Here is a 15,703-nt window from a genome sequence, read left to right as displayed (position 1 = left end):
TAGATCATTTTAATGACTCTAGGAAAATATATAATCACGCGGATAAATAAGGTTACTTTACTACATCCACCCATCAGCACTCAATGCATTGTGAAGCAGTGGCGTGGATGGAGTTAGCTTAATAGATACGAAACCGAATCCCTATGAAGGGATTCAGTTTTTTGTGTGGAAAATTAATTAATAAAATAAGGTGGGAATGAAATGCCAAATTATCTAGAGTATCAAAAATCAATTGCTGCTGAATTTAAAGCTTATGAGAAACGTGTTAGAAATTTGATAGATTCTGCCCATTGGGGTGAAGAAGGAAGATATAAAGAGATAATTTTAATGAACTATTTACGACGAGTATTAACGAAAGATTTATCTGTAGGGACCGGGTTTGTTAGAAATGGTGAAAAAATAACACGTCAGATTGATATTATTATTTATGATAATTCATATCCGGTCTTATTTTCGGAAGGAGATTTTGTTGTAACGACTCCAGAAAATGTTGTTGGAATAATTGAAGTAAAATCAAAACTCAATGCAACTAATATATGTAATGTTATTGAAAAAGCTAATAGAAATGGTGAAATTATTGTTGGAGATTCTAATCGGTATATCTTTAACGGAATATTTTCTTATGAATCTATGGGTGATCATAATACTTTGTTAGAAAGAATGAAGCAACATGACTTTTCGTATTTATTAAAAAAACTCCATTTTAATGAAATAATTCCACATCCATTTTCATTTTGTGTAAATCATATTGCTTATGGTAGTGAATACTTTATTAAATTATGGACTGCGAACCCGAATTATGACTATATAACTCCACCTTACTATAGTTTATATAGTTTAAGTGACGGATTAGCATTTTCGTATTTTTTATCGAATTTACAAGAGCTTGTTATTAGGAAAGTTAAGGGTTATACATTACAAGAACCAAATTTAGAACTTCAGTCATTTTATTATCCCTTAAAAGAAGGTAAAGAGGCTCATTTAATCGGTAAATTAGAATTTAATAGTGTGGTTTAACTATAAATGGAAACGAATCTATAAGAGGGATTCGTTTTTTATTGAATTAGTAATTGTGCAATTTAGAAATGAGGAGTACTTTATGTTTGTTATAACTGACATAATAATAACAGACGGAGGAAGAGATGTTCGGTAGCTTTGGCTAAGGCATTTTTTTCGAAGAAAGGTGATTCATCCATCCATTTTAAGAATTTATCTACAATCGGTTTTGAATGTTTTTGCCGTGATTTTCGGCGTTAACCTGGTGAAAGATGCTTGAATTGACGTTCTAGGTGATACAGTTGATCACAGTAATCCACGCCAATTTGCCCGTTTTGCTATCGGCTTTCAGCCAATAACGTCGCACATGCGCCCAACAATTGGCGAACGTGACATCAGGTAGACTACCGTATGCCGAATAACCATCACAAATCACGGTTCCTTTAAAGCCTTCTGTAAATTCTTCTAGTACAGAACGACTTCTCGATAATGCACTTTGAAAAAGAATGATGATCGATCCTTGACTTGGTACGCTTCGGAACACCCAATTATAGGCGTTCGATTGACCAGATTTTCCGTCTAAACGTTTGATTATTTGCGCATAGGGTTCATCCATATGGTTGATTGTTCAACCTGATACACTTTCGCAGCTTGCCAATTTACCAAAAGGCGAGTTGTATTGAATAGTGATCAGAGATACGGAAATATACATATATTCTGAAAATAAAACTGACAATAATAATTGTGCAGAAGGTTCAATTTTTTGATGAATTAAAGTGTTACTAAAAGTAGCGGTAACCTAAAAGATTAAGACTTAACCTTTGCTTCAAAAGTGATATAACAATAATAGGAACAGTTACATTTAGGTAATAGACAGTAGAAGAATTATCGATATATTTTTGAAAAAGAACCTTGATTGCTTTTAGTTTTTTTGAGGTACAATCTACGTATTTCCTTATGAAGTAAGTCCTCTGGGGCAGGTTTACTTTTAATTATCGTTGAAATATCCTGCGGTTCAATACAACGATCATCTGTTTTATAGCCACGACGATTAAGAATTTCAGCAGTACGATTAATGTTTCCCTGATAAGCATATTCTTGTATGACACGTTGAGTAAAATTTTTGGGTTGATAATTTTCAATTAAACTGATGTAGTCTTGAAAAACTTTTAGATCCTTTTTTGCTTGATTATACGTACGGAATTTTTTCATAGCAATTCCCCCTTAGGATTTTAATAGCTTTATAATATATTATGGAAATAAACTGGGTTCAATTATTTTTTTAAAAGCCAGATATAGTTTTTTGTGTTAGAAGTAAGATTAAAAAAATGAGTTATAAAGAAGGTATTATTAGTTAAAAAGGAAGCTTGTGAAAAAAATACACAAGCTTCCTTTTTAATTTTTTTGCAAGCGTGCGAATATTTCAATTGATATATTCAATATCATTCGAATATCGTCTTCATTTTTACCTTCAAGCGTGTTCATTAAGAGTTTTAAAAGCTCATCTTTATTATTTTCTGGGTCTTCATTTCCGCTAATTTCAGGTATAAGTAAGCTACCTGGACCGACCTTTAGGGCATCTAATATTTTAGTTAAAGTTTGTAACGTAATATTTCTCTCTCCACGTTCAACATCTGATAAATACGGGGCTTGAAAATCACACTTCTCTGCTAGTTCGTCGATTGTTAATTTTTGTGCCTTCCTAATTGATCTGATGTTCATTCCTACGCGTTTTGTTAAATCCATTTATATCACCCCACTTTAAGCCTATGTGAGGTAAAACAAACATTAAATACTATTAAAATATAATAAAAATAACTTATAAGTTTATTTTAATTGATTTATATTATCTTTTGGTATTAAAATGATATTAATTAATTTAAAAGGAGTGTGTTGAAATGGATTTAAATTATAGTTTAATGATGGGTTTAGATTATAGTTTAATGACGGATTTAACAGATATAGAGTTGAAGCTAGAAGAGTTGGAAGCTGGATATGAGAAAAAGTATTTCCGTAAAGATACGAAAAGGGCATGGAGCTTTAATTGTCATTGCGGCGAAAAAGTAGAAAGTAATGTAGCAGATGAATACTTTATTGCATCAATTACACGGAAAGATCCAAACGCTATTGGTCGTCGCTTTTGTTCAAAAGAATGTGCAGATATTTATTTCAATGAGCAACGTAATGAATTGTTAGTTGAACGTGAACGGATTATTGAGGAAAGAAGAAAGATAAGGGAGGTTTATGAAGAAGCGGAGCGAAAGTTTATAGCTATAAAGGAGAAAAACTAAATAAGATTAGATTTATAAATAAGTAAAAATATTTTTGACGAAAAAAACTTTTCAAACGAGTGATTATGCTTTATGTTGTGATGCGTATTTTTATCGGAAAATTCAGAAATGTATGTTTGGTGGTTTGAATATATTTTTGTGTAAAATTACTATTTTTAGATTTTTGGGAGAGGGAACTATATGAGTAGTTAAAAATTGACCGCTCTCCTTGAATGAAGGAGATGTAATTATTCAAGAAAGTATTATTGGTTGACAGTTTACAGGCAGAATTTTAGGGAAAACGAATGTGGGAGGTTATGAGGCATATCCCGAAGTTAAATAATATAACAGGAAAAGGGGCGGTTATATGAATAATAAGATATCCTTAGTTCAAATTCTAGTCATTGGATTCATGTTGTTTGCCATGTTTTTAGGTGCAGGAAATGTTATCTTTGCACCGATTGTAGGACAGCAGGCAGGAAACCATACACCAATTGCAATGGCGGGCTTTTTAATTACAGGGGTAGGCTTAGCTCTTTTCCAATCGTTGTATTAAATAAAGGTGGCGGGACAGTAGAAAGTTTAACGAATCGTGTTTCGCCAAAGTTTGCAGTTGTTTTTTCCATTATACTATTCCTTGCATTAGGACCGTTCTATGTGATTCCACGTACAACATCGGTTGTATATGAAATTGCATTAAAACAATTGTTCCCAAGTGATGCGAACCATACATTATTTTTACTCCTTTTTTCAGTTGCCTTTATCGCGATGACAATCTATTTATCTTGGGAAACATCTAAGCTAGTTGAACCGTTTAGGGAAAATTGCTACACCTATCTTTACAGTGCTTATAATTATTATTGTTACAAAATCAATTATTACACCAATGGGTTCTGTACAAGCACCTGTAGAGTCGGCTGGCTATGAAACAACGATGGCTGCTTTTTTAAAGGGCTTTACACAGGGCTATTACACAATGGATGTACTTGCAGCTTTCGTGTTTGGTGGAATTTTTATTAAATCAATTGAATCGTTGAATTTGAAGACACAAAAAGACGTTTCCAGCGTATTTTTTCAAGCAGGGATTATTACGGTTGTTGGTTTAGTTGCTTTGCAGGTATCTATGGCTTGGATGGGTGTATCGAGTGTGGATTCGGTTGGTTATGTATCAAATGGCGGAGAGCTCATTGCTTTATCAGCGAAAACTTTATTTGGTCAAATCGGAATTTATTTAATTGGAATCGTGATTTTTTTAACAGGAATTACAACAAACGTCGCTTGTTTAGCTGCAACTGCTGAATATTTTGGCCGCATTATGCCAAGTATTTCATATAAAAAGTGGTTAATAGTTTTTTCATTACTAGGTGTTGTATTTACAAACTTTGGTTTAAAAAAAATCTTATCGATGCCTTCACCAGTATTAATGCTTTTATATCCAATTGCTATTACTTTAATCATCCTTATTTTTACAGAAAAATGGTTTGGAGGTGCACAAAGTGTATATGTAGGTACAATGATTGGTACTGTACTTATAGCAATATTAGATGCAGTAAAGGATGCTAATATTATGGTAGAGCAAATTAACTCTACATTTGCCTTTATTCCATTATTCACATCAGATGCAGGTTGGCTAATTACAGGTCTGTTAGGCGCGATTATTGGCTATCTTTTTAGCAATAAAAATGTTGTACAGAGTAGTAATAGTACTCGCACTTGAAATGTTGTTGAATGTGCCTTTTTACTTAAAAAGGCACATTTTTTATCGTGACTTTTAAACAATTGGAGGGTGGATTTTTGAACTTTTCCTAAGCCCTCTAATAAATTAATCTCATCCTTTTACCAGATTTCTTTAATAGATTATAAATTTTTCCTGATTTGACAATTCCCCTTTGGCCATTGTAGCTTCCCGTTAATCGAAGCAGCTCATTCCGTACTAGGGGGATAGATAAACGATGAAAGTACTATTTAAAGGTCAACACACGATGGATGTATACAAAATTGTAGAGAGTTTAGAGGATGAAGTAGCAACACGGAATTTAGCACATGAAGATATTACATCTGAATTATTTAAAGAACTAAGGATATTAGTTAAGACAAAAGGCAATCGTGTTCTTCACGAGGGGATAAATTTAGAATATGAAGGTGTACCTACTTAACAATAATAGTAAACAAAGCTATTAATGAAGCTGATAATCATTTTATTTTAATCGAAAGACATGATTGGGATTTTATCAAATTAGCAATAGGAATTAGGTCATGAAAAAGGAATATTTTAAGTGTTATTTTGAAAATAAGTATACGAAAAATATTAATTTTTAAATTTTTTTTTTTGTATTTATAATGATATAATGAAAGAAACATTTGTTCGTTTTTTGCGTTGTATAGAATTTTTTGGAACTGGATATAATTAGATTAAATATATTGAAATGAAAAGGGGGGATAGCAATGGCTATTAGACCTGTCTATCAGATTTGTTTAGAAGGAGATATTTATTATAAGGAAATATTAGTGGATTTTGATTGGCATGGTCGGGATAACATTGATCAAATACATGATTCAATTAGGTCTTTACATGAAAATTATAAACCATTAGAAAATAATGCGAATATATTAGAGGTTTCGACTAAATCACCTATTCCTTTGGGGAGTAAGTTAAGCGCATTTAACTTAACAATACTTTTAAAAAATAATCTAGGTATTACTGTGGAGTCAGCTTTTCAGGGGAGTAAAGTTTTTCAGCTTGGAGGCCCTTATCAAGATATATATTTTAAATCCTCAAAAGAAGCTAAGCAAGATCAAAGGATACGAAATAGTGGAGAAATTCTAGGGTTTAAATATTTTAAGAGAGAATTTGAGAAATATCCCAAAACCTTTTTTTATGACTGGTTATATATAAATACTTTATATTTATATAAGGAAGTTCACAAAAGTATAGAAAACTATACTGCGTTTACTGATATAGAATTTAATCATAAAAAGTCCATTAATTGCCAAGCGAAATCTCTAGCTTTATTTGTCAGTTTACTAAAGAGAAATGAATTGAGAGATGTAATTAAAGATGAGAATTTATTAAAACAAATATTACTTAAAAACTCTACAAATATAGAACAAATATCCTTTTTTAAAGGATATTAATTACTTTTGTGCATTACTTTCTTTGCTATTTATTGGTATATTAATAGTAAAGGAGATGTTATATATATGGTTATGCCTAATCCTATTGGATTACAAAAAGAAGTTTTAGCTTTACCAGATCAAGGACACTTCATTATTTTAGGTACAGCAGGAAGTGGAAAAACAACAATGGCTATATACAGAGCGAGATTTCTAGCGGGTTTAAAAAATGGGAGAGTTTTATTTGTTACTTTTAACAAAGCATTAGTTACTTATCTTCAAACTATTGGAAAAGGTTACTTTGATAATATTGATGTAGTAAACTATCATAAATTTGCAAGGGGTTACTTAAATTCTAAAGGGAAAATGGGTAGAAATTGTATTGTCCCAGCATATTCTCCTCGCAACTGGACTAAAGAAGAAATAGTTTTTAAAGCTATCGAGGCCGTTAAGGCCAGCTCAGGTTATCATGGTAATCTCTTTAGGGAAGAGGAAAGTTTTTATTTAGAAGAAATAAACTCAATACAAAAATTAGGTCTTTATAATTTACAAGAATATTTGGAAAGTTATAGTAAAAATGTTACTGAAAATGTTGAGAAACAATTAATTTTTGATATTTTTCAACAGTATTTGTGGTTTCGTCAATCAATAGGGTATAAATACGATTTTGAAGATATTGCACAATTTGTTTTAGAAGAATTAATAGTAGATTCAACACCAAGAAGATATACACATGTAATTATTGATGAAGGACAAGATTTATCACCAATTATGATAAAATCTTTAATTAATGCAGTACCTAACTATGGAAGTGTTTCTTATTTTGGGGATGTAGCGCAGCAGATATATAGCGGAAGCTTCTCATGGAGGGATGCTGGTTTTCGTAATTACAGAAAATGGATGTTTGAGCAAAATTATAGAAATACTAAGGAAATAGCTGAATTGGCTCTTAAAATTTCTGAATCAACTTATTACTCAGATATCCCTGATATGGTCACGCCAAAGTTTCCTAAAGCAGAAGGACCTAAGCCTGTTTTAATTAAATGTTTAAATACTGATGAATTGGACTTTATTTCTAATTCTGTAAATAATTTCAGTAAAAATGAAACTGTAGGTATTTTAGTAAGAAACAGAGAGCAAGTTCAGTTAGTAATTACGGAATTGAGAAACAAGGGGTTATTCTGTATTGAATTAAGTGGAGAAATGAACCACTGGGTTGAAGATCCATGTATTTATGTTGGTACAATTCATTCAGCTAAAGGTTTAGAATTTGATTTAGTGTATTTAGCTTTTTGTGAATCGTATAATTATCCTCATGAAGAAAAATTAAAGCTGACAAATAGTTATGAAATAGCATGTAGAGATGAAGTGAAACTATTATATGTAGGTGTAACTAGGGCTAAACGTGGTCTATTTATTACTTATACTCATGAACTAACTGAATTGTTACCACCAAATATTGATAATGTTTATCAGGAGGAACAAATATAGTGAGTGAATTAATATTAAAAGAAATTCAAGAAAGAAATATTGAAAGATTGTGCCATTTTACGAAATCTAGTAAATTGATGCATATTTTGAGTTCAGAAGATGGGATCTTATCTAATGAATTTTTTAAAGATTTAGATGAAGTTTTGAATAAAAATGACAAAATGCGTTATGATGGGAAAGAAGACTATGTTTGTTGTTCAGTTCAATATACCAATTCTTGGTATTTGGATAAAATAAAAGATAAGGATTCCTTATTTAAAGAATGGGTAGTTCTTTTTATTAATCCTGAATTAATGTTGAATAGCTCTACATTTTTTTGTCATAGAAACGCAGCTTCCAACTATGGACGTAATTTAAGAAATGGCTATGAGGGATTTAGTGCAATGTTCAAAGATACAGTTCAAGGGCAATATCCAATAAGAAGAACTAATTCAATGCTTTCCAATTGTACTACAGATGGTCAAGCTGAAGTTCTCATCTATAAGAATATTCCTAGAAGTTATATTACTGGAATTGCTGTACCTAATCAGGAACAAGCTAACAGAGAATTGATTAGATTTGGACTATTAGATGTCCCTCAGATTCCCATATATATAGCACCCGATTTATTCTCGAATAGTTGGAGTAGTATGGTAAAAAATGGACGGAGGCCCGTAGAGAATTTATTTGAGGGGGAACTAATTTGACTATAAAAGAGAAGAAGATATTAAATGATAAATATTTAGGTGGCTTTTTGACTGCTACTATAGGAGATGTTCTTGGATGGCCACAAGAACAGAACTCGAAAAATATATCTACTAATTCGAAACGTCAAATTGAATTTCAAACTTGGAAAAAGATTACTGGAACTAGATTTCATTTACATGAAGAAGTAATTCATGCGGGAGAGTATAGTGACGATACCCAATTGATGTTAGCGACGGCACGTAGCTTGTTAAAAAAAGAAAAGTGGTATGTAAATTTTGCAAAAGTAGAATTACCTTTTTGGTTGTTATATGAAAGAGGGGGCGGAGGCGCAACTAAGCGGGCTTGTAAAAGCTGGGCAAATGGTGTCCCCCCTTGGAAAAGTTCAAAGGAAAAAGAATTGATTTCTTACTTTAACGCAGGAGGTAATGGTGTAGTTATGAGGATTTTACCTCATATCTTCAATTCCTATAAAGATAAGAAGAAGCTTATGCATGATATCTTTAGAAATGGTATAGCTACACATGGACATCCAAGAGCTTTGGTTAGCTCTTTAGCCTATGCTCAAGCACTATTATATTTAATAGAAAAAGAAGAGACATTAAGATATGCGGAATTAATTGATTATTTATTAGAATCACATTTTGAATGGTCTATTATTCCCGAATTAGAAAAAATGGAAGACTGGTATCGAAATGCTGAATTAGTTCTTGGATTGCCATACCAAAAAATATGGGACTCTACTGTGGAAGAATTTAAAGAAGGGTTAGTCACTTTAAGAAATAATTTGAAGTCTGGATTATTAGATGATACTGAAAAGACTTTAACAAATTTAGGATGCTTTGATAAAAAAATTAACGGTTCAGGAAATGTAACGGTCCTAATTGCATTGTATATTTTCTCAAAATATGCAACTAATCCTAAAACAGGATTATTGGAATTAGCCTACTTAAAAAATGCTGATACTGATACACTGGCCTCAGTGGCAGGAGGATTATTTGGCACATTACATGGAACAGAATGGATTCCAGATGAATGGTTACGTGTACAAGATTATGATTATATAAAACATCTGGTAAATATTTCATTGATGGATCTTGAAATTGATATCAGAGTTACAGATTCTTGGAAAGAAGCTAAAAGAAAAAAATTGCTAGAAAATTTAAGTAATAGAGAAATCGGTTCGAAATTCTCGTTTCATGTTTTTCAAAGTCTAGAGTTAGTAGATAAATACCAAAATAGAATGAGAGTTAACAAATTCCAGGTCGAAACATATAAACTTAAAACAGGTGTGGGGCAAACAATATATGTTAAGTCTACTAAACAGAAATCCTTAGAAAATAATATTGAAAAAATAAATGTTAGGATTGATAAAGAGAATATTAAATTTGATACTTTGGTATCATTATCTAAAATTATTCCTAATGTGGAATTAGCAAAAAGTATTCAATTATTAAGAATTATTTATGAGGATAAGAATTCTAATATATATGATTTTAAGAAAAAATTATCCATATATGAATTGAGTAAAATTCAATTAGAGGAGATATATAATTTATTTAATATTAAATCAGAAGAAAAAGCCGATATTTTTAAATTAGATAAACTCTAAAAATAGTGAAATACAGGTAGTGGTTTTAAAAAGCTGGGAAACCAATCCTCAGCTTTTTTGATATGTATCAAAGATATCAGTAGAAAATGAGGCTAGTTATGTCCCAGCCTCTTTTCATTTTCTATAGTGGCATCGAAATCTGCGCTATATCATGCCGCGATTCCTCTTTTAAAGAAAGTAGAAAACCAATTTCCTGAACATTTCACGACCGCTATATTCGATGCAGGGTATGATTATGAACCAATTTACCGTCAACTACATAAGTATCAAATGCGTGCAGTCATTCCCTATAATGTCCGCAATGAAGGCGAATATCTTGGATTTGATGAGAATTTCAGACCGACATGTGTACGTGAACATAGCTACCGTTACGACAGCTTCGATGAAAAGAACCGTACACTAAAATTCACAAGACCAAAGGAATGTGCAACCTGTCCGTTACGTGATGATTCCCTCTGTCAGAAGGGTTTCAAAATCAAATGTGACACGGATTTACGAAAATTCACTTATCCAGCACGTGGCTCTGAACTTTGGAAACAACTTTATAAGGAACGTACCGCTGTAGAACGTGTGAATGCTTATTTAAAACAATATTTTCAGTTAAACAACATTCGTCATAGAACAGGAAGAAAAGCCAAACTTCATTTCAACCTGGTGACGTTTATTTATAATGCCTGCAAGTTGGCAGTGTATCGTCTAAATGCTTTATTACAAGTACAAACTCAAGCAGCATAATTTTTAAAAACGTAAGTTTTCTTCAAAGGAGCAGTCTAAGCTCTTAGAACATATGATTTATGAAATTGATTCAATTAGAAAAATTATATTTATTTGGAATTTAATTTTTTATGAGGGGGATTTAGGGGCGTTAATCCATGTGTATTTTCTGCTTTTTTATTTTTACTCGGTTTGATTTATATGCAAGTAACTTTTTATAAAATTAGGTTTGTAAAATATAAAAATATAAAAAACAGAGTTAATCTACAACTCTGTTTTTAGATGTCGTATTACCGCTTCGATTGTCTATATCCTGCCGCCCGTGCCTCGGCTTCTGTACAGAATGTTTCTTCTGCATCAGTCACATCATAGAAATCCCCAGTAGGTACATGGTAAATCTTCTCACCCGAACTAGAAATATTGCCTTTAATATTACTACACGCTTGTTGTGCTTTTCTAGTTTCTTCTGCTTTTCTAGTTTCTTCTGCTTTTCTAGCTTCTTCTGCTTTTCTAGCTTCTTCTGCTTTTCTAGCTTCTTCTGCTTTTCTAGCTTCTTCTGCTTTTCTAGTTTCTTCTTCGTTTTCTTTTTCAACTAATTCTGTTTTCGTTTCAGTTATATTTTTCTCACCAGAATCCGTAAATTTCCCAACTATACAAGGGATTAAAGACCAACATAGTAAAAGTACAGCAAGGATAAGAATTAAAATACCTCTCCAAACTGACTGCTGATTTTCTTTTCTCTTTTTTAACCACCATAGGGTTATTAGGATAATAACAATTAGAATAATGTTCCAGAAAGAAGAAAATATACACTGAATCGTGTAAAGAAGTAATGCTATAAGAAATATTATCAGACACAACGCTAATAGTATCTTTATAGTACCTCGATTCTTCGTATTTGGAGTTTTTGTACCCTGCTTCATTTTAATCACCATGTCTTATCATGTTGTATGTAATTGCTATAAGATAGTTACACCGAAAATCATTATATAGTATATTCTGTAATTTGGGTAATTTCGATGTCGGTGTACAGAAATAATAAAATTGTTTAAACTACGAGTCATAAAGTTGTTAAAAAGTCTTTGTTCCACTAACAGTGCAAGATTTTACTTAAAGGCTGTTTCTCAAAGATTGTGTTCTTCAATATGCCATAAAAAAAATTACGTAATATTGCAAATTTATTGTTTAATAGCATTTGGTGGTATTTTTATTTTTGAAATTCAACAATGAATGGTTTTTGGATTGTGGGTTTGATTGTTTTACGCCCGCTTTTAAATGGTTATGCCTAGAATAATGAAAATCAACAAAAGAAAACAGTATAATCAATAGACAGCGAATATACTTTTGGGGTGTATTAGAAGTGGTCCTTATTTTTTTATAAAAAAAATTTCACCGGCTTTTTAGTTTAGAGATGGGTTTTGTCCCAGCCCTTTTTGTAGTAATTTGTATTTATTTCGTCCTACTCGTTTAATGTAGCCATTTAAGTATAAGCTAGATAACTGGCCATCGACACAAGCTAATTTGTTTTTAGCAATTTTATTACCTATTTTTTCCCATAGGTTTAAATTTTCAGCGATTTTATCAATGATGTGATGATTTGAACAATACGACGCTCATTATAAGCGTTTTCAATAATTACCTTTAAAATAAGAAATTCTTTCTGTTGGGTTAATGATAGTTTGTTCATTATACTTTCCTCCTGTCATTTATTTATAGTAGGCGAATAATTTTAGAACAATAGAAGGTGCCTGTAATATCTTTTCTCTACAATATTTGTCTCCTCTTTGAAATCTAAATATTTATTGCTGTCTATATAAGTTAGAGAATACAGTAGAAAAATAGAAAAACTTCCATGTTTCCATCACTTTCCGAAACCTTCCTGGGCCTGAACAGGATGATGGCAAGTGTGTATGGGATCAAAAGCATTTTTTGTTACGTGTGCGTTTCGGAGATGGACTAAAATATTGAACGGCAACTGACGAAGGTGCAGGATCTGGGGATTGATGAGTGAGATATTTTTGTGGACCATGCGAGTGGGAAGGATTTTAATTGTCCGCAATATCAGGCAATGAGAAAGTGTGATTCGTAATGGGGATTTTATTTATATTGATGCGTTGGATCAGTTAGGGCGTAATTATGATGAAATTATTCGTGAGTGGAAGGATATTACGCGTGCTGTTGGTGCAGACATTGTGGTGCTGGAGAATGAAACTCTGTTTGATAGTCGCAAGTTTAAGGACATGAATACGGAGGATGGCAAGCTGGGGTCGTTAATGGAGGAATGTATCTTTCAAGTATTCTAGATGTCTATATCGGAGAAATTGTAGCGCAAACAATTGATTCTACACAAGATACGTCATTCGTTTTGGATACTTTATATCAATTACCTGATTTACCGAAAGGCTGTATCTTGCATAGCGATCAAGGTTCTGTGTACACATCATATGCGTATCAAAAATCAGTCAAAGAAAAAGGAATTACCATAAGCATGTCCCGCAAAGGCATGCCCACTGATAATTCCCCAATTGAAACGTTCTATCTCGACGGAATCTACCGCACAACAAATGCGCATATGATTCAAATCGTCGAAGACTACATTACCTATAATAACAATATCCGTATTCAAACAAAATTAAACAGCCAGTCCCCCATACCTGAATGAAAACACTGCTATCATTCAAAAAATAACGTTACATCCGCCAGTTTACTTGAGCTAAAATGCTCTCTGACTGTATAATAGTTGGTTTATAGGAATTTCGCAACTTCATGTACCTACAATAATTTAGATTACAATTATGTTTATATAGTAACTAATTCAGCTTTCTTTTGCTTAAGTGATGCAAGCTCTGGTAGACGTACCCAACTTAAACCAAGCGTTCCTTCACCTGCATGAACCGCTACACAAGCACTTAGTGGTAATACGGAGAAGTTTATGAGCGGATATTCGTTCTCTAAAGCTTTTTTCCAAGCGGTTGCACCTTCTTCATCATTACAGTGAATAATTGCAACTTCAGGGATAATACTTTTTTCTAGATCTGTATTTAAAACATTTTGTACATATGTTTTAGCTCTAGTCGTAGCGCGTACTTTTTCTTTCATAACGGGCTTCCCATCTTCAAATGATATGACAACTTTAATATTCAACAAGTTACTTAAAAATGCTTGAGTCCCTGAAACTCGACCACTTTTATGTAATTGTGATAAGTTAGCCGGAATAAATGAAAGCTCACTGTTATCTGCCATCTCATTGATTCTTTCAACAATATAGCCAGGTTCAAAACCTTCACGCTCTAACTGCTGACCGAGTTCAATCATTTTCATCATCGGAAATGATCCGATTTTTGAATCCACTGGATATACTTCAAATTCAGCTTGATCAGCTGCTGTGAAAGCGCTTTGATAAGTGCCCGAAAGATGTTGAGAGGTATGAATTGCAATTGCAGATGTATACCCTTGTTCTTTTAATGATTTATATAAGTCTACAACTTCACCAATAGCAGGTTGTGATGTCTTTGGATTTTTTTTAGCATTTCGTAGCTTTTCGTAAAACTGATCATGTGTCATATCAACAGTTTCGCGTAAAGCCCCTTCTGCGAACACTATATTAAGTGGTAATACGTGAATTTGATTGTCCTGTATGAACTTTTCATCTAACAATGCTGCTGTATCTGTAACCCATGCAATTTTCTTTCCCATTTAAAAGTAATCCCCTTCATCTATCGTAGAATATTATTCATTTTATCTTATGCAACTATACACAGATAAGATCATCATGAGTAGTGATATTTATAATACTGTATTTATTTTTTTACAATCTTCGACATTATTTCGACAAAAATTGCGATAAAAATAGCATTTTATAAGCATACGGTAAGCTATCCAATATTTCATTCGCTAATTGTTGGGCGCATATACGACGTTATTGGCTGAAAGCCGATAGCAAAAAATGGGAAAAATGGCGTGGATTACTGTGATCAACTGTATCGCCTAGAACGGCAATATAAGCATCTCTCACCAGGAAAGCGAGGTGCCAGAGTACATTGAGTCGGTTCCTGAGAAAAGCGCGGCTGAAAGTGAATATTTAATCGAATATATTGAAGCATTAATGCAGACGTTTGTGCAAAAACAGCCAATGCCACAAAATGTTGTAACCGAGCAAAAGGTTAGTAGCAGAATTTACTATAAAGATCAATTTGTTGAGATACCGGATTTTATACGTGATGCATTTTTATTGCCACAGCGTTTCCCAAAATCGACAACGTTTTTAATCCGTTTGAATGGCGAACAGCAAGCACGTATTATGAGTGAACTGCCATATCAATTAGACGGTATGTACCAGTATGTGAAGCGCTTTAAAGAAGCTAAAAATGAATGCTTCTTTGAAGAATTACGATTATTCATTGAAGAAGAACAAAAACGCAAAATATTAATGGAGCAATATCGCGGGGAAGTCTTGTTATTTTACAAAACAGAATTTGTTATTTTAACAGAAGCATTAGGAAATGTTGCGTTAACGAAGGACAACTTTCGTGGCCAAACAATCTTGCTTAACTCGTTACAAGAGCAAGGTTTCTTACATGTTAAGGATTTCCCGAAAGAGTTAGTGCTATTAGGCAAGTACCACAATGTCGGCGAGACTGCATTAGCGAATTTATTTAATCAGTTGAAGGTGAAGGGAATGGAGTTTACAAAGGTTGAACTTTAACGTTAGTGACAATAGTGAATAAGCTTTTTACAAATACTGTTTACAAACCTTCTAATTCAAATAATAGGAGGTTTTTTGTTTGGATAAAAGTAGAAAGAATGGTGTGTTCTCTATGAG

At 32.6% G+C, this 15,703-nt stretch carries 15 protein-coding genes and 5 pseudogenes; 14 read left to right on the top strand and 6 right to left on the bottom strand.

Annotation, left to right across the window (positions count from 1 at the left end; translation table 11 throughout):
- Positions 1 to 201: 201 nt before the first annotated feature.
- Entirely contained in the window at positions 202 to 1,017 is an 816-nt protein-coding gene (locus ACQKMV_RS07855; RefSeq protein WP_427503258.1) for a DUF6602 domain-containing protein, read from the top strand.
- Between the two features lie 113 nt (positions 1,018 to 1,130).
- Here the strand turns inward: ACQKMV_RS07855 and ACQKMV_RS07850 are convergent.
- The 3 genes and pseudogenes from ACQKMV_RS07850 to ACQKMV_RS07840 form a co-directional block, all read right to left on the bottom strand.
- Positions 1,131 to 1,624, bottom strand: a pseudogene (locus ACQKMV_RS07850) (IS66 family transposase); the annotation flags it as partial.
- A gap of 257 nt (positions 1,625 to 1,881) precedes the next feature.
- A complete protein-coding gene (locus ACQKMV_RS07845) occupies positions 1,882 to 2,208 on the bottom strand; it encodes a hypothetical protein (protein WP_427503257.1) in 327 nt (108 codons plus the stop codon).
- A 183-nt stretch (positions 2,209 to 2,391) separates the two neighbouring features.
- Positions 2,392 to 2,742 (bottom strand): helix-turn-helix domain-containing protein, encoded by a 351-nt coding sequence (locus tag ACQKMV_RS07840; protein WP_427503256.1) that lies wholly within the window; start codon positions 2,740 to 2,742, stop codon positions 2,392 to 2,394.
- A 152-nt stretch (positions 2,743 to 2,894) separates the two neighbouring features.
- Between ACQKMV_RS07840 and ACQKMV_RS07835 the strand changes: the two genes are divergently transcribed.
- The 9 genes and pseudogenes from ACQKMV_RS07835 (at position 2,895) to ACQKMV_RS07795 (ending at position 10,902) form a co-directional block, all read left to right on the top strand.
- A complete protein-coding gene (locus tag ACQKMV_RS07835) occupies positions 2,895 to 3,287 on the top strand; it encodes a hypothetical protein (protein WP_427503255.1) in 393 nt (130 codons plus the stop codon).
- A 346-nt stretch (positions 3,288 to 3,633) separates the two neighbouring features.
- Positions 3,634 to 4,016, top strand: a pseudogene (locus ACQKMV_RS07830) (branched-chain amino acid transport system II carrier protein); the annotation flags it as partial.
- Between the two features lie 55 nt (positions 4,017 to 4,071).
- A complete protein-coding gene (locus ACQKMV_RS07825; RefSeq protein ID WP_427503254.1) occupies positions 4,072 to 4,983 on the top strand; it encodes a branched-chain amino acid transport system II carrier protein in 912 nt (303 codons plus the stop codon).
- 235 nt (positions 4,984 to 5,218) lie between these two features.
- Positions 5,219 to 5,422: a hypothetical protein gene (locus tag ACQKMV_RS07820; RefSeq protein ID WP_427503252.1), complete on the top strand. Its 204-nt coding sequence runs from the start codon at positions 5,219 to 5,221 to the stop codon at positions 5,420 to 5,422.
- Between the two features lie 289 nt (positions 5,423 to 5,711).
- Entirely contained in the window at positions 5,712 to 6,401 is a 690-nt protein-coding gene (locus ACQKMV_RS07815) for a DarT1-associated NADAR antitoxin family protein (protein ID WP_427503251.1), read from the top strand.
- Positions 6,402 to 6,467: 66 nt separating this feature from the next.
- Positions 6,468 to 7,871 carry a 3'-5' exonuclease gene (locus ACQKMV_RS07810; RefSeq protein ID WP_427503250.1) on the top strand — a complete coding sequence of 468 codons (1,404 nt, stop codon included), beginning with the start codon at positions 6,468 to 6,470 and terminating at the stop codon, positions 7,869 to 7,871.
- A complete protein-coding gene (locus ACQKMV_RS07805; RefSeq protein ID WP_427503249.1) occupies positions 7,871 to 8,557 on the top strand; it encodes a DarT ssDNA thymidine ADP-ribosyltransferase family protein in 687 nt (228 codons plus the stop codon). The genes ACQKMV_RS07810 and ACQKMV_RS07805 overlap by 1 nt, the downstream gene beginning before the upstream one ends.
- A complete protein-coding gene (locus ACQKMV_RS07800; protein WP_427503248.1) occupies positions 8,554 to 10,167 on the top strand; it encodes an ADP-ribosylglycohydrolase family protein in 1,614 nt (537 codons plus the stop codon). Before ACQKMV_RS07805 ends, ACQKMV_RS07800 begins: the two co-directional genes overlap by 4 nt.
- Before the next feature lie 123 nt (positions 10,168 to 10,290).
- A complete protein-coding gene (locus ACQKMV_RS07795; RefSeq protein WP_427503386.1) occupies positions 10,291 to 10,902 on the top strand; it encodes a transposase in 612 nt (203 codons plus the stop codon).
- 269 nt (positions 10,903 to 11,171) lie between these two features.
- Here ACQKMV_RS07795 and ACQKMV_RS07790 read toward each other — a convergent pair whose 3' ends face one another.
- Positions 11,172 to 11,804 (bottom strand): hypothetical protein, encoded by a 633-nt coding sequence (locus tag ACQKMV_RS07790; protein ID WP_427503247.1) that lies wholly within the window; start codon positions 11,802 to 11,804, stop codon positions 11,172 to 11,174.
- Between the two features lie 638 nt (positions 11,805 to 12,442).
- Positions 12,443 to 12,568: a hypothetical protein gene (locus ACQKMV_RS07785; RefSeq protein WP_427503246.1), complete on the bottom strand. Its 126-nt coding sequence runs from the start codon at positions 12,566 to 12,568 to the stop codon at positions 12,443 to 12,445.
- A gap of 276 nt (positions 12,569 to 12,844) precedes the next feature.
- Here ACQKMV_RS07785 and ACQKMV_RS07780 point away from each other — a divergent pair.
- Both ACQKMV_RS07780 and ACQKMV_RS07775 read left to right on the top strand, forming a co-directional pair.
- Positions 12,845 to 13,163 (top strand): annotated as a pseudogene (locus ACQKMV_RS07780) (recombinase family protein); the annotation flags it as partial.
- Positions 13,163 to 13,543: pseudogene (locus ACQKMV_RS07775) on the top strand (DDE-type integrase/transposase/recombinase); the annotation flags it as partial. The pseudogenes ACQKMV_RS07780 and ACQKMV_RS07775, both read left to right, overlap by 1 nt.
- Before the next feature lie 137 nt (positions 13,544 to 13,680).
- Here ACQKMV_RS07775 and ACQKMV_RS07770 read toward each other — a convergent pair.
- Positions 13,681 to 14,577: a DegV family protein gene (locus ACQKMV_RS07770; protein WP_427503245.1), complete on the bottom strand. Its 897-nt coding sequence runs from the start codon at positions 14,575 to 14,577 to the stop codon at positions 13,681 to 13,683.
- A 167-nt stretch (positions 14,578 to 14,744) separates the two neighbouring features.
- Between ACQKMV_RS07770 and ACQKMV_RS07765 the strand changes: the two are divergent.
- Both ACQKMV_RS07765 and ACQKMV_RS07760 read left to right on the top strand, forming a co-directional pair.
- A pseudogene (locus ACQKMV_RS07765) lies at positions 14,745 to 14,907 on the top strand (IS66 family transposase); the annotation flags it as partial.
- Between the two features lies 1 nt (position 14,908).
- The gene (locus ACQKMV_RS07760) at positions 14,909 to 15,586 is read left to right on the top strand and encodes a hypothetical protein (RefSeq protein WP_427503244.1); all 678 of its coding nucleotides are present in this window, start codon (positions 14,909 to 14,911) and stop codon (positions 15,584 to 15,586) included.
- Positions 15,587 to 15,703: the final 117 nt, after the last annotated feature.

The organism is Lysinibacillus sp. NPDC094403 (genome assembly GCF_050278745.1).
Lineage (GTDB): Bacteria > Bacillota > Bacilli > Bacillales_A > Planococcaceae > Lysinibacillus.
Note: the sequence above shows the minus strand (reverse complement) of the source record. Positions and strands in the feature narration are given on the sequence as shown.